This window comes from Wolbachia endosymbiont of Armadillidium vulgare str. wVulC (assembly GCF_001027565.1).
Taxonomy (GTDB): Bacteria; Pseudomonadota; Alphaproteobacteria; order Rickettsiales; family Anaplasmataceae; genus Wolbachia.
This window is the reverse complement of the sequence record NZ_ALWU01000001.1, coordinates 539942-554284: the sequence shown is the minus strand read 5'-3', so window position 1 is coordinate 554284 and position 14343 is coordinate 539942. Positions and strand designations below refer to the sequence as shown.

The window sequence follows — 14343 nt, the reverse complement described above, 5'->3', positions numbered from 1 at the left end:
ACAATGAGAAGGATATGTATAAATTAAGTAAATTAATTTTTACTAAACTAAAAAAAAATAGATATACAAAAATTATCACGCTATTCTCATTAATTCTTGTGATTTTGTTTAGCGTAATATATTGCAATTATTCATTAAGGAATAATTTTCTTTCTTCTTACCGTAATTCGAATGTAAACTTAAAAAATCTATTGGAAAGTAGTATAATAAAAAAATACCATTATTTACTAATAGAAAAGCATCATATTAAATACAACAGTTTTGACTACATAAACCAGCTGGTAAAACTGCGTGCTGAATTATTACAATCAGTGGGCAAAGTAAAGAATTTTAGCTTAATACTGTATGATCAAAATGCCAGAGTAATTTTCAGTAATTTTAATACTCAAGGTCATGATTATGAGCAGTTACTTACAAACGATGAAATTGATAAGTTGCTAAACAATCAAGAAATATTTTATGCTACAGGAAATACATTAACTTCTACTTTTCCTATATTTCATGAAGGTGACACTAAACCTTCGTTTTTTTTGAAGATTATTCAAAGCTATGATGACTCTTGTGTTGTGGTATATAGTTTGTTTTTAATATTCGTGGGCTTATTATCACTCACCTTAATACTGATAATGCTTTATTTGCACTTTTCTAATACAGAAATGCTAGCCAAGCAGCATAAAACTAATATTGAATTACAACAGATTAAAGAGACATTAGAGCAGGAGAATGCAAACAAGTTAAAATTTTTTGCAAGCGTTACACATGAGTTGCGTACACCTCTTAATTCTATTATTGGATTTGCAAAGTTGATCAAAAATGAAACTTTAGGTTCGGTAGATCACTCTCAATACAAGGAATATGTAGACGATATATATAATGCAGGTACGCATTTACTTGCTTTAATTAATGATGTACTCGATTTTTCTAAAGCTGAATCAAGTAGTTTAACGGTAGAGAAAGTGAAGTTTAACCTGAATAAGATAATAGATTCGTGCTTAAATATGCTATCACCTAAACTAAAAGAAACAGGAATTAGTTTAAAGAAAGAGATATCTGATAAACAATTATTAGTTATCACCGATCCCAAAAGAATGAAGCAAGTTATAATAAATTTGTTATCAAATGCAATCAAATTCACTCCTAAAGGTGGTTTAATAAGAATGGTTATTAAAGAGAATATAGAAAAAAATTTATTAACTATAGAGTTTCATGATAATGGGATAGGGATAATGCAGCAGGACATATATAAAGTCATGTCCGTTTTTGGCCAAGCAGATTCAGGATATAGGAGCGAAGGCACAGGTATTGGATTACCGCTAAGCAAGAAGTTAGTAGAGTTAATGGGTGGAACTTTCAACATTAAAAGTGAATCAAAATTTGGTACTACGATAACATTGAACTTCTTTTATGAAGAACAAACATGTGAAGATTTGATTGATTTTTAGTAGAATCTATTTGATATTGCACTTAAAAGTTACGTTATACATTCCTAAGTCATGCTACCATGGTATCAATTATGTTTTTTTAAAAATTTTTTATTTGTGTAATTTTGCAAATTATATGGGCAATAAAAACCCGTGTGTCATAGAAATAAAATTTTACATCAAACAGCTACCACCTGCTTAAGTCAATGAATATGTGCTTTAAGTCTGTGTGAACGTACTTCTCCACGTATTCATTATTTAAATATGCAAGTTAATCACTTCTTTAAGTCTTGCATTAGCAATTACTATGATTTTTCGCATTAGAGCTTACCACTTTCCCTAGGATGAGGTGCTACTCCGGCAAGACTTGCTACTTCTCTTCTGTTTAAGTAACCAAGCTCTGGTATTAAATACAGAAAATCTTGTGATAACTTTTCAGGAACTGTTTTAAGGATTTTTTGACGTTGTTGTAACTCACGGCTTTCATCAATGATTTTTCGTATAGTATTTCATCTATTTGGCTATTAAAGAATTCAATAGTTTTTTGACAACTTTCCCTTATATGGTCGTTTTCAGGTGTTTCCAGTCTACATTTTTCCTGAGTTCTCATTTGCGTAACGACGTTGACAAAGTGCAGCTAGAGTTGATTGTTCTTTTGACGTAGGTGCAAATAGAGAGAGAGTTCTATGGCGCATATTGAGCAAGAGCCATCGCATCTGATTTATCGGATTTTGCAAAAGTTCCGTGAGATAAAATAAAACTTTTTACTTTACGAGTATTAGCTCGATGTACTGCAATATTCTTGTCAACAAGAAAATGTGATAAACCAATTTTCCTGTATTTTCCAAAGTTACTAAAGTATTAGGTAGAATATCTGAAAACTTTTGAAATAATTGTTGCCAACCAGCAGAATCATTGTCAAATTTGATAGCGTTCTTCTGTTTGTGGATTGCAACGACATTTTTGAATTTTCCGATGTCAATACCAATAAAATTTTGATAAGATGTAATCATGATAACCTCGATAGTTTTATTAATTTAAGATTGTAAATGGGTGCATACCACACAACTATTCAAACGTATCGAGAGATGGGCTAGTGTACCTTGATAACGACGGTTGTAATACCAATTTTCCCTCGGTTGCACATGCCCGTGATAGTTCTATTCCTATAGTGAGTAGAGTTATCTTCCCTCTTGTTCGTTTTATAACATATTTTTAACTTACAATCTCTTGGCTGCTAATAAGTAGTGGGATGTCAGTGAACTTAAATTACTTTAGCTATGCTTCCTGAAAACACTTTATACCTCTTTATTATAAAAAAAATTCCTTTATAATAAAGCATGCTAATCAGGAACTTAATAAAACAAGCAACTCAAGTAGGAAATAGTGAAAACGTAATACGATATGTCGAATATCTCTATCAATTTGAGAAGTTTAGAAATACATTAAACCTCACTTTGTCACTAATAAAGCAAAATAGACTCTCATTTGAGATATATCAAGAAGGATTAGTGGATATGGAAGAGGGAGTATGTAAGACAATTCGATCTTCTGGTGTAAATAAGTATGTTATTGTGCTAAGAAGGTCAAATCCTTACATCATAGTACATGAACTTTCACATATGGTTGAAAATGAACTGGACTTAAGATTAGAGCAAGAATTTCTCTATAAAGTTTATCAGGATATTGAGCAGAACTTAAAGCAGTCAAATATTCTGGTACAAAAAATTATTGGTCAAATTATATTTAAAGAGATACAAGCTTACCAAATTCTAAAATCACGCGCATCTGAATTATTTGCACGCTATTTTGAGCTATTCGCTTGGGCTCAGGAGGTTTATCCTAAAGATAAAGAGTATCTAATTCGCACTCAAGATTTAAACAAAGTATTTCTTGCTACTAACCAATGGAAAAAGAGCTATTTGGATCAACAAATAATGGAGAGAATAGATAAAGAAGTAAAGGAGTATAGCAACAAAACTGCCTTTAAAGATATAAACAAAGTACAAAGCAGTTGGACTAATAAATTTTCCCCAGGAGGCAAAAAATTTGGTTCTATATTTGGAGACAGTGATTAGATTATAGCTAGATATTCTTCTACATTTACCATTACAGGTGGATCCACTAATGAGCAGTGGAATTGTGATTTTCATTGACAAGGCAATTCTAGCATTTTAGAATGCAAGTAATGAAAATAATAAAGAGATGCATGCAACTATAGGCTTTCCACTTGAGGTAAGTATCAGAGATCTTATAATGAATATCCTAAGAAGTTCAACAAGCTCTGCTGTAGGGCGGTATAAACAATCAACAACATCTCTTAATGGTCTAAAAGTAACAGAAGAGGTAAAATTATCTGATGATTTTATTGATGTATTGATGGGAAGGGAAGTACAAATATCCCGCAATGCTGTCATAGCAAAGTGTAGCAGGATAATAACGCGTGCAAATGGGGAAGAAATATCAGAAGAAAAAGAAATAAAATCCCAGGGATTTGTTACAGAACTTAAGGAAAAAATTCGAATATCTGGTAGAGAAAGTATTGCAGAATGGGCTGCTGACTGGTTAATAGAAGGGTTTAAACAACAATTATTGCCATTGTCTGATCTGGAAGATGTTACTGTAGCTACAAGTCAGCAGAGTAGACAACAATAGTAGAGTTAGGTGCCTTAGCTATAGTAGAGCAGATTGTTTTTAGCTTAAGTTATGTACGTTTTGCAGTTACAGCATTTCAAGGTATAGTTTTCACAATTAAAGTGTTTATGAAAACCATTTTAGCGGTTGAAACAAGTTGCGATGAAACTGCGGCAGCAATTGTAAATAGTAATAAGCAAGTTCTTGCTCACGAAATTCTTTCTCAGGCAGAGCATAAAAAATGCGGTGGGGTGATTCCTGAAGTAGCATCACGTGCTCATATGAAGCATTTAAGTGATCTAATAAAAAGTGCTATGGAAAAATCTAACCTTAACTTTTGTGATCTGAATGCAATTGCGGCAACATCAGGACCAGGGCTTATAGGTGGACTAATAATTGGTACAATGATGGCTAAAGCAATTGCACATGTAGCACAAAAACCGTTCATTGCAGTTAATCACTTAGAAGCGCACGCATTAGTTGTTAGGCTACTGTATAAGGTTGAATTTCCGTTTTTAGTCCTACTGATATCAGGTGGCCACTGTCAATTTTTAATTGCACAGGATGTAGGTAAATATATTAAACTTGGGGAAACACTCGATGATTCACTGGGTGAAGCGTTTGATAAAGTTGCTAAGATGCTAGGCCTAAGCTATCCGGGAGGTCCATTGATTGAAGAGTTAGCTAAAAAAGGTGATGGTATGAGATTTAAGCTGCCAAGAGCAATGATAAAACGCTCTGGATGTGACTTCTCATTTTCTGGAATTAAAACAGCAGTAAAAAACTTAGTGAAAGAGCTTGCAATGAGCAAGCAAGATGTTTGTGATGTGTGCGCCTCGTTTCAAGAGTGTATTAGCGACATATTAATCGATAGGGTCAAAAATGCGATTATTATTACTGTATCTTTAAATATTAAAATCAATGATTTTGTAATTACTGGTGGAGTTGCAGCAAATAATTTCCTGAAAGAGAGATTAAAAAAGCACATAGACTTGAACGTGCTTTCTCCTCCAAGCAATTTATGTACAGACAATGCAGTGATGATTGGATGGACAGGAATTGAAAGGTTACAGAGAAACTATGTAGACTCTCTTGACTTTGCACCAAGGCCAAAGTGGGAATTAGAAAAATATTACTAGCACAAAAAATTATCTATTATATAATGCGGCCGCTGGTGAATTTTTGTAGGCTTAAAAATTACAGTGGTATCTACTAAAGCCTTATTCACTACCGGCATTATTATTTATGAGGTACAGTATGTTCAAAAATAAATTTGACACAGTTACTAATGTTTTCAAAGCTAAATCTAGTACAAGCGCAAAGACACTCAGTTCAGGTTTATTTACTGCGGGAACCATTGGTATGGCCAGAGCAATTAGTGAGATAGACCTCTCTTTATTACAAGGCAATTCAGAAGATAAAGTCAATAAGCAAGACCTAATAATCATATATGATTATATTAATAAAGTAACTCAAGAAGAAAACTATAATATATGTACTAATAATCTTGATTATATAAAAAGCAAGATTTTAAAAGAAAATATAAGTGATTCATTAGCTGAAAAATTTTATCAAGATGGATGGAATATAACAAGTAATGATGGTTCTTCGCTATTAACAGTGGCTATTGAAAGAATTGGGAAAGAACAAAAGAAAAATAGGAATTATGATATTCATGTTCAAATAGCTGTATATCTAATTCTTGGTATGGACAGAGAATTGATTATAAAATTGGAGAATTTTGCAGATAGTAATGATAAAACGCTTCTACATTACTTAGCCGAGTCGGGTAAAGAAGATGTTTTACTTTTTGTGATAGAAAGTTCTAATTTTGACATTAAAGAAGCAGTAAGGAGTGAAGATAGAGGTGGTAAAACACCACTACATTATGCGGCTAAATTTGGCAATGAAGAATGCTTTAAAACTCTCATGGAAAATGAGGCACATTTTACTAGTACTATCAATTACTAGTACTATCAATTATAAGAGTGAATTGCACTATGCTGCTAGAAGCGGAAGTTTTAGCCTCCTAGGGTATTTAGAAAAAGTACTTACAGCAAGAGGAATTTTTGATAGGGAGAGAATTAAAAAAGATAGATATGGAAATAACGCATTACACTTTGCTGCACAATCTGGGAATGCTGAGTGCATAAAGTTCTTCATCGATAATCGAGTAAAATTTTTAAACAATCAATATCATGAGAATCCTTTGCATAAAATTGCAGGTAACTCAGAAACTCAAGATTCAGAAACCCAAGATAATGCTATAAATTTTCTTATAGAGCATTCAAAATTGTTAGGTCAACTAAAAAGTGATATTAATCAAAAAGATGTAGATGGTAACACCCCATTGCATATAGCTGCACAGCATGGAAATAAACAATTAATAGAACTGTTTAGTAGATTAGGTGCAAAAATTGTTATGAATAAGCAAGATAACACCCCCTTACATATTGCTATTATGCATGGTAATGCAGATTGTATAGAGCTATTTCATGAAAATAGAGAAGATATTCTTGAATCTAAAGGTGAGCATGGAAGAAATCTTGTACATTTGGCTGCAATGTACGGGCAGTTTGATTGTCTACATTTTTTACTCAATAAATTCCCTAATCATAATTTAAACACAAAGACAAGCAAAGGAAATACAGCATTACACTTAGCTCTGTTGAAAAGTACAGAGCTAGAGTCAAGAAAACAATGTGTAAGTCTGTTAATAGATAGAGGTATGCAAGTAAATGAGAGTAATAATGAAGGAAGCACCCCTTTACATTTTGCTGCTCAACTCGTTGGTCTAGAGTTTTTGAGCGTGATAGAAGGAGAGTTAAAAAAACAGAAAATCGACGTTCACCAGGAGATTTTGCGTAAGAACCAAAGCGGTAACACAGCTTTTCATATGGCAGCGTGTGTTGGCAATAAATCATGCCTTGAGCACCTTTTTTCTCTTATGAAGAAAGAGAAAATAGAAGAGATATTAAGAAAGGAAAATAACGATGGACAAACTTTACTACACTTATCTATGTTAAGTGGAAGCATGGAATGCGTTGAGTATTTGATGCAAAAGAGCCAAATTGATATTTTTTCGGAGCAAAATACGCAAAAAAAGTTGCTATTTGCAGCTATTTTGAGCGGTAATAAGGAATGTCTTGAATTTTTAGCGGAGGAAAGCCTTGTAAATAGAAACATGGCTGATAGCATTGGAGTGTTATTTTCTTATAATGATGAAAATGACAATACACCGTTACACATGGCTGCTCTTGCCGACGGCATAGGATGTTCTCAGTATATTATTGAAAGTGTTTCTAAGTTGACTAGGCTGGATATTAGTAGCACGACAAAAATTCACCTACTCTTTAACACAAACATTCATGGGCTTACACCTCTACACTTAGCTGCTATGAGCCTTAATGCTGAGGTAATAAAATATTTCATGAAAGATAATTATCCCTATGCTGAGAAAACGTTGAATATTTTATCTAAATCTGGAAGAACACCATTACACTACCTTGTAATGAATGATAATGATTTTGAAAGAATTGTAGATGAGGATTTTAAGCAAGATCGCTTCTTGAAAAGCATAGTTTTAGAAAAGCGTAAGCAGAATGAGCATTTCAGAGAGAAAGCTATCAATGCCTTATTCTGCTTAACAATGAATGACACAAAGAAAGTTATAAGTGAGAAAATAGATTTTGATATAAAAGATAATGCAGGAAAAACAGCCCTAGATTATTCTTTTGAACATAGCGATACAAGTATCTTGAGGTTATTTTTAGATGTTTTTTATGAAATAAAGAAGGACAGAAAAAGAAAATATGATAAATTTGAGATAGATTATCAAGAGAAACAGGAAATGGTTTCATGCATCACTAACGTGCTTACACCAATAGCAAGTATTACTATTTCGTCTTGCGTTCTATTCGATCAGTCAGAATCTGAAGTGAAAAAATTTTTTACTTATATTTCTATTGCCTGTTCTTTAATATCACTTGTACTTTTCTTGTCTAATTTAGTAATTAGTCGTCGAAAAGAACCACTTAAGAATGACATAAAAAACTATACTGAAAAAATAGACGGAATTGAAGAGATAACAGGAAAATCAGCCGAGACAAAAGTAGAAGTCCATGATTTGGAAGGATACAGTACAATAAGGAATGCAGAAGACATTTCAGAATTGAAAAGTACGCTTAATAATTTTATGAATGCAGTTGACTTAAAGAATAGAGACAAACCCAATATGCCTTCTCAAAAAATGAGCAGGCATGATAGCGTAGCACAATGTTCAGATAAGTCTTTAGCGAGCAGAAGAAATTCATCTTTTCTGAATGATGTAACAAAAAAGTTTGGTCAGTATGTAAGACGCAACAGTAGAGTACAAGATACAATGGACAGATGTGATAGTGCGTCATGTTTAATTACTATAGAAGAACATTCAAAAAGTAAACAAGAAGCTTCGCAAAGCAAATTAAAGGCTGTGATAAACAAGCTAAGAGCAGCTAATGTTTTTAGGAAGAAGGAAAATGTGGTTGATACATCAAGCTTATCAGAAAGTGCTGCAAAAAGGGATGAAGAAGAGTATGGGTTAATAAAGCGGTCTGCTGATACCCATGAGTACTCAATATTTTCGATTCCTCCAAATTGCTCAACCTCAGGAGAAGAGTTTGGTACCACTGATAGAGCAGCGCGTCGTGTGAGTTATGGTAGTGTAAATAAGCTACCTCCTGTGAGCGAGGATGGAGCTAGTAAATTTCCGTCTGCAACACTTTCTAGCCCTGGGGCGGTTACCATTAAAGAAGCAGACTTTTTTGAAGTGGAATATAGGCCAAGGGTGCAATCAAATCCGTCTTATATGACGAAAAAAAAGTTCGTAGGTAAATTACCAAAATCTAAGACATCTTTTGATTGTATAGGAAAGGGAAGGGACTCAGTATTTTCAACTTTTTCTAATCCAAATTGCTCAACCTCTATAAGAGAAGAGTTTAGTACTGCTGGTACAGGTAATAGAACAGTTCATCGTATGAGTTATGTTAGTGCAAATAAGCTATTTTCTGTGAGCGAGGAAGAAGTTCCACGCACAACGCTTTCTAGTTCTGTAGCGGAGGTTGCTATTAAGGAAGCAGACCGTTTTCAAGAGGAATATGGTAGATCAAGAACGTATTCAAGTCCAGCTTCTATGAGCAGAAGAGAAACTGCACGTAGAGTATTGAAATCTAGAATATCTTCTGATTATAGACTTTGACCAAGATCGGAGGAATAGCAGACATTCTAGTGAATCATTGCTAGGTAGTAGATAAAGAAATAATTGGCAAGGCTATCATCGTATAGTAAAAATGAATTTGATAGTCTTGCTAAACTTCCATAAGAAAGTTTATATTTGCATATGTTAATATTTTATTATATTAATGATAGGGTAAGGCAATAGCTATTAATACTTTCGAAATAAAAGTTATATATGGTGCATACAGTTAAGTTAAAAGGAAGATTGTGGAAATCACTCCATCAATAAAAAAGGAATTAAAACAAAGTATACTATATACTTGTCTAGAGAAGTGCAAGAGTGCGTTTTGGTTCATTTTCTGGTTTAGCTCAGGGATTAATGCGTTAATGTTATTTTTGCCACTTTACACCTCTCAGGTACTTGATCGAGTGATATCGAGCGAGAGTGTATCAACACTAGTTATGCTAACGATTATTACTTTATCTGCGTTTGCATGCTCTGCAATGCTTGAAACTTGTCGATATTTAGCCATGGCAAAAATTGGCGACTGGATTGATAAAACTGCAACGCCAGATCTGATAGTAAGGTCAATCAGGCTAACATCAGTGCAAAGCTCAACTTCAAGTGGTGAAGCAATACGTGACCTTGGGGTAATAAAAAATTTCATTACAGGAAATGGTATATTTTCACTGTTTGATACTCCATGGTCGTTAATTTACCTTGTTGTCATCTTTATGATACATACCTCTACAGGGTTTATAGCTATTGCAGGAATCATTATACTAGTTTCAATGGCAATATGGAATGAACTTGCTACTAAGCGTATATTGAGAGAAACCAATGAAGAAACTATACGCAATATTAATGCTATAGATGTTGCAACAAGAAATGCAGAGGTGGTTGAGGCTATGGGTATGTCAGAATTTATAGTTTCTGATTGGTGTAAACGAAATGATCAAAATCGTGCAATGCAAATTACAGCACAGAATCGTTCTAATGTAATTACTGGGATTACTAAGTTTTTACGCTCAACTCTCCAAATTTCAGTAATTGGAACAGGTGCATTACTTGCAATCACAGCTCACAAAACTGCCGGTAGCATTATTGCTGCCTCGATTTTAATGGGTAGAGTATTGGCTCCATTTGATGCAGCAGTTCACACTTGGAAATTTTTAAATCAAGCCAGAATGTCATATGAGAGGCTGCAAAGACTTATACTAACATCACCAAAAAGAGAACAAACTATGTCTCTACCAGAGCCTGAAGGGAAGTTGGAATTTGATAGGGTATTTTTTACTCCTTATGGGAGTAATAAGCCAACAGTAAAAGGAATATCATTTGTAATAGAACCAGGGGATGTAGTTGGTGTTATTGGTGCGAGTGCTTCTGGTAAGTCGACCATTGCAAAACTAACCGTTGGTGTGTGGAAACCCATATCAGGTGTAGTCAGACTAGATGGCGCTGATGTATATACTTGGAATCGAGAGAACTTTGGTAATTATGTTGGTTACTTACCTCAAGACATTGAGTTATTTAACACGAGCGTTAAAGCTAATATTGCTCGCATGAGACCAGATCCAAATCCTGAAGAAATAATCAAAGCAGCAAAAATTGCAGGAATACATGAATTAATACTAAGCCTGCCAAATGGATATGATACAACAATAGGAGGACCTGGAGGAGTAACGCTCTCTGGTGGCCAAAAACAGCTTCTTGGACTTGCCAGAGCTTTTTATGGTAATACTAAGCTTTTAGTGCTTGACGAGCCAAACGCTAATCTAGATAGCAGAGGAGAGGCGTGCTTGATTAATGCAATCAATACTGCAAGGGAACAAAATATTACCACTGTTATCATCACTCATAAGCTACCGTTACTATCCGTGGTTGATAAAGTGATTATCATGTCAGATGGTGTTATTTACGCTATGGGACCAAAAGATGAGATCTTGAGCAGATTAGTTGCTCCATCACCAGATACCACAGAAGATAAACGTTCTTCAGCTAGTGGTTAAAAAGAGGGAAGTATTTGATACTTCCCTTTACCTTATAATGTACTATATGTACAGTTTATGACAGTGTTGTCCCAGTGTACTGATACTATATTCGATTTTCTTAAGCAATTGTTATGCAAAAAATCCAATAATGATTAACCGCGGAATCTATTCACTAATTCCCTCACATTGACCTTAGACATTTCTGATGTAGGCTCTTGTTTATATGAAATATCAGATTTGCGGAACCTATTTGCTAATTCCCTCACATTGACCTTAGACATTTTTGATGTAGGCTCTTGTTTATATGAATCATCAAGTCTGATATCTTTTTTATCATTACCTTTGGTAATAGAACACACTACAGTATCAGCCTTCGTATGCTTAACATTTAGATCTTGTTGAAATCCATGCTTTCTCTCCATCTTTGCTTCAAGCTCATTGCCATCGCGTGTTACCATGCACTTTTCTGCGATTGAGTAAGCAGAAGTTATGTTGCCGTGCATTTCAGCATTATTGTGCAACAACGGATATCTTGGACTAAAACGCTTTTTACCTTGATAGATTGGATTCCAATCAAGAGGATTGTAAGCTTTTGTGCTAACCTCAACCTTTTGATCGTCTTGCTGCTTAGGAGAAAAACCAAGATTTTCTCTTTCTGCTTTGCTTGATGTTTTAAGGAATTTTACAGTCTCTAGTTCATCTGTAGTTGTTGCTTGACTTTTTTCTGGTGTTAGACATGGAGTAGAATCATTTATTCCTCCAAAGAACATATCGTCAACAGTTGCTTGTACTGGAGGACTTTTCTTATCCTGCTCGAATGTGTCATCAACATTTTTGTACACTGGCTCGTAGTACACTGGCATAGTTTCCATCAGTGTCTTAAAAGGGTTTGACTCTTTTGCTTCTCTTTCCTTTTGCATCATGTATTCAGAAAGAGTAGGCCGATGTTCAGCTGGAGTAATATGGTACTCTGAAGTAACTTTCTTCTTCGCAATGCTAAGCTCTGGAGCAACAAAATTAGCCTTCTTTCTTGCATTCAATTCATTTAATCCGCTTCCAACGTTATTTTTTCTTGTTGTGGTATGAATAACACCTGGAACTTTCAAAACAGTTGTTGATGCTTCGCTTCTTTGCGGCGTTAGACATGGAGTGGAGTCACTTATTCCTCCAAAGAACATATCATCAACTGTTGTTTGTACTGGAGAACTTTTCTTATCCTGCTCGGATGTGTCAAAAAGCACTGGTATAGTTTTCCTCATTGTCTTTAAAAAGTCAGCCGAACTAGGCTTCTTTGCATTAGATATACTGCGTTGTTGTCTTTCTTGATTAGTCATATTTTTACCTCTAAACCTATTAACTAATAAAAGTATAAATCAAGAGATATTAATTTTATTATAATAATAATGCTAACAAGGCTAAAGAAGCATTACCGTAGGGTTTTCTATATAGTGTTTAAAGGCATTTAAAAATTTTGCTCCGAGTGCTCCATCAACTGCTCTATGATCAACAGAGAGAGTAACTGTCATTATTTCTGCTATCTCTATTTTTTCATCTATGACAACCGGCTGTTTTTTAGATGCGCCAACAGCCATAATGCAAGACTGTGGCGGATTGATTATAGCGCTAAAAGTTTTTATACCAAACATACCTAAGTTGGAAATAGTAAACCCTCCTCCTTGAAATTCTTCAGGCTTTAATTTTCCAGATCTTGCCCTACTTACTAAATCTTTCACTTCTTTTGATATAGATAAAATACCTTTTTTATCAGCATTTTTCACTATAGGAGTAATCAATCCACCCTCAAGCGCTACAGCAATTGAGATATCTATATTTGAGTATTTTACTATCTTATTATCTATCCATGACGAGTTTATATCAGGAATTTTTTTCATGCTGAAAGCCACAGCTTTTATAATTAGGTCATTAATTGTTACTTTATTGTTTTCATTCGCTGAATTAACTTCATTTTTGAGCGATACTAGCTTATCGACGTAGCAGTCTATAGTTAAATAAAAGTGTGGAATATTTTGCTTAGATTCAACTAGGCGCTGCGCTATCACCTGGCGCATGCTGCTTACTTCAATTATTGTATTTTCCTCATATCTCTCATAATTTTTAGTTTGATCTAGACATTCTAATATATCAGCCTTGATAATACGACCATATGGACCTGTACCCTTTAATCGCTTTATATCAACATTTTCATTTTGAGCTATTTTCTTAGCTAAAGGGCTTATTTTTGTTCTACCTTCAGCATAACCTTCTGTCATCCCAGTGCTTGACACTGGGATCCATACTTCTTGATTCCTAGATTCCAGCGTCACGCGCTGGAATGACACCGGAGAGTGCCCCGTTGGCTTTTCGTTTAAATCTTGGTGTTTTGATTTTTGATTATCAACAGCACTTTCTATCACTTTTTTTATTTCCTTTTCAACCACATTATTGGTGGAAGTTGAGGTATAGTTGTTAAGTGCACTTTCATCTTCTCCTTCTTCTAACATTAGAGCTATCGGTTGATTTACAGGCACGCCACTTGCTCCTTCTGACACTAAAATTTTTGCTAAAATTCCTTCATCGATAGACTCAAACTCCATTATGGCTTTATCAGTTTCGATTTCGGCGATAACATCACCTACTTCAACTTTATCTTGTTCTTTTTTACACCACTTTACAATTTTTCCTCCAATTTTACTCATTGTAGGGGAAAGAGCAGGCATCAATATTTCTATAGGCATTTATTATATATTAAAAGATCTATTCAATTTTTAATTTACTCTTTATCCTATGTCAATCTAATCGTAATTTGTAGTGAATAAGTTTGTCATACTGATGTTTTTATTATTTAGTTCTAGTTTGCTTGCTAGCGACTTTATTTCAATAAAATCAAATAAAGTCAATATGAGAACAGGACCAGGGTTTCAATATCCTGTAAAATGGATATACACTTGCAAAAACCTGCCCCTCAAAGCTATAGAAGAGTTTGAAAATTGGAAATTTGTGATATAAATGAAGACTGTGGATAGATAAAAAGTAATTTACTCAGCAGCAAGCGTTATGCGACGATAAAAAAAGATACTTA

The 14343-nt window shown here is 34.2% G+C and carries 9 protein-coding genes and 1 pseudogene; 7 read left to right on the top strand and 3 right to left on the bottom strand.

Features of this window, described 5'->3' with window-relative positions; translation table 11 throughout:
* Positions 1–14 precede the first annotated feature (14 nt).
* The gene (locus wVul_RS02710; protein ID WP_047759036.1) at positions 15–1442 is read left to right on the top strand and encodes a sensor histidine kinase; all 1428 of its coding nucleotides are present in this window, start codon (positions 15–17) and stop codon (positions 1440–1442) included.
* Between the two features lie 237 nt (positions 1443–1679).
* Here the strand turns inward: wVul_RS02710 and wVul_RS02705 are convergent.
* A pseudogene (locus tag wVul_RS02705) lies at positions 1680–2434 on the bottom strand (IS110 family transposase).
* Between the two features lie 327 nt (positions 2435–2761).
* Between wVul_RS02705 and wVul_RS02700 the strand changes: the two are divergent.
* The 6 genes from wVul_RS02700 (at position 2762) to wVul_RS02680 (ending at position 11282) form a co-directional block, all read left to right on the top strand.
* Positions 2762–3499 (top strand): WD_0702 family putative metalloprotease, encoded by a 738-nt coding sequence (locus tag wVul_RS02700; RefSeq protein WP_047759035.1) that lies wholly within the window; start codon positions 2762–2764, stop codon positions 3497–3499.
* A gap of 127 nt (positions 3500–3626) precedes the next feature.
* Positions 3627–4076: a hypothetical protein gene (locus wVul_RS02695; RefSeq protein ID WP_047759034.1), complete on the top strand. Its 450-nt coding sequence runs from the start codon at positions 3627–3629 to the stop codon at positions 4074–4076.
* Positions 4077–4183: 107 nt separating this feature from the next.
* The gene (tsaD, locus tag wVul_RS02690; protein ID WP_047759033.1) at positions 4184–5194 is read left to right on the top strand and encodes a tRNA (adenosine(37)-N6)-threonylcarbamoyltransferase complex transferase subunit TsaD; all 1011 of its coding nucleotides are present in this window, start codon (positions 4184–4186) and stop codon (positions 5192–5194) included.
* 118 nt (positions 5195–5312) lie between these two features.
* Positions 5313–6026: an ankyrin repeat domain-containing protein gene (locus tag wVul_RS09760; protein ID WP_238580372.1), complete on the top strand. Its 714-nt coding sequence runs from the start codon at positions 5313–5315 to the stop codon at positions 6024–6026.
* Complete coding sequence (locus tag wVul_RS02685; protein ID WP_238580371.1) at positions 5992–9291, top strand: ankyrin repeat domain-containing protein; 3300 nt, start codon at positions 5992–5994, stop codon at positions 9289–9291. The genes wVul_RS09760 and wVul_RS02685 overlap by 35 nt, the downstream gene beginning before the upstream one ends.
* Before the next feature lie 245 nt (positions 9292–9536).
* On the top strand, positions 9537–11282 hold the full coding sequence (locus wVul_RS02680; protein ID WP_047759032.1) for a type I secretion system permease/ATPase: 1746 nt from the start codon (positions 9537–9539) through the stop codon (positions 11280–11282).
* Positions 11283–11416: 134 nt separating this feature from the next.
* Here the strand turns inward: wVul_RS02680 and wVul_RS09430 are convergent, their stop codons facing one another.
* A complete protein-coding gene (locus wVul_RS09430) occupies positions 11417–12598 on the bottom strand; it encodes a hypothetical protein (protein WP_153295471.1) in 1182 nt (393 codons plus the stop codon).
* Between the two features lie 81 nt (positions 12599–12679).
* Positions 12680–13999: a pyruvate dehydrogenase complex dihydrolipoamide acetyltransferase gene (locus tag wVul_RS02670; RefSeq protein ID WP_047759031.1), complete on the bottom strand. Its 1320-nt coding sequence runs from the start codon at positions 13997–13999 to the stop codon at positions 12680–12682.
* Positions 14000–14343 lie beyond the last annotated feature (344 nt).

What these genes read in the sequence shown, in the direction of transcription:
- wVul_RS02695 (WP_047759034.1), top strand. Translation starts at nt 3,627, where the DNA reads ATGCATGCAACTATAGGCTTTCCACTTGAGGTAAGTATCAGAGATCTT.
- wVul_RS02700 (WP_047759035.1), top strand. Translation starts at nt 2,762, where the DNA reads ATGCTAATCAGGAACTTAATAAAACAAGCAACTCAAGTAGGAAATAGT.
- wVul_RS09760 (WP_238580372.1), top strand. Translation starts at nt 5,313, where the DNA reads ATGTTCAAAAATAAATTTGACACAGTTACTAATGTTTTCAAAGCTAAA.
- tsaD (WP_047759033.1), top strand. Translation starts at nt 4,184, where the DNA reads ATGAAAACCATTTTAGCGGTTGAAACAAGTTGCGATGAAACTGCGGCA.
- wVul_RS02670 (WP_047759031.1), bottom strand. Translation starts at nt 13,999, where the DNA reads ATGCCTATAGAAATATTGATGCCTGCTCTTTCCCCTACAATGAGTAAA.
- wVul_RS02710 (WP_047759036.1), top strand. Translation starts at nt 15, where the DNA reads ATGTATAAATTAAGTAAATTAATTTTTACTAAACTAAAAAAAAATAGA.
- wVul_RS02685 (WP_238580371.1), top strand. Translation starts at nt 5,992, where the DNA reads ATGAGGCACATTTTACTAGTACTATCAATTACTAGTACTATCAATTAT.
- wVul_RS09430 (WP_153295471.1), bottom strand. Translation starts at nt 12,598, where the DNA reads ATGACTAATCAAGAAAGACAACAACGCAGTATATCTAATGCAAAGAAG.